The following is a 457-nucleotide window of genomic DNA, read 5'->3' on the forward strand; positions in this document are numbered from 1 at the left end:
TTGCGTCCGGCGGAGATGGAGGAATGGTCCAAACCCCTCCCCAAGGAGCAGTGGGCCAAGCCCAGCGAGGAGCTGGTACGCCTATCCGCTGAGGTGCGTCGACTGCGCGAGGAGAATCCTCACCGCGCCATCGACCAGATCTTCGGCGAGGCGTACCGCAATCAGGGCGTGGTGGCCTGATGTCGTCTGGTGTCGCTGATGCTGTTGAGCCTACGAGCGATGGCCAGGCCATAAAGGGCTGAACGAGTACACCATGGCGAAAAAGCCCCACACCGAAGCGCTTCCCGAACCGACGCTGGATCAACCTCACTACGCGGGTGGCGTGCAGGCGATTCCCGGGGGCCGCATTACCTATCTGGCGCCACTGCCCTTATCGACGGGTCAGCCGCCCCTGGATATGAGCAAGGCTGCCAGCGAGTTGAATGATACCTGGCTGGATGTTGGGGGGGGGGGGGGG

Annotated in this window: 1 protein-coding gene and 1 pseudogene; both read left to right on the plus strand. The window is 63.5% G+C overall.

Annotation, left to right across the window (positions count from 1 at the left end; translation table 11 throughout):
* Nucleotides 1–180, plus strand: a pseudogene (locus tag IEI94_RS08930) (hypothetical protein); the annotation flags it as partial.
* 73 nt (nt 181–253) lie between these two features.
* A partial coding sequence (locus IEI94_RS22550; protein WP_263574620.1) for a hypothetical protein occupies nt 254–457 on the plus strand: 204 nt, incomplete at its 3' end.

Source organism: Halomonas sp. ML-15 (genome assembly GCF_014779595.1).
Classification (GTDB): domain Bacteria; phylum Pseudomonadota; class Gammaproteobacteria; order Pseudomonadales; family Halomonadaceae; genus Franzmannia.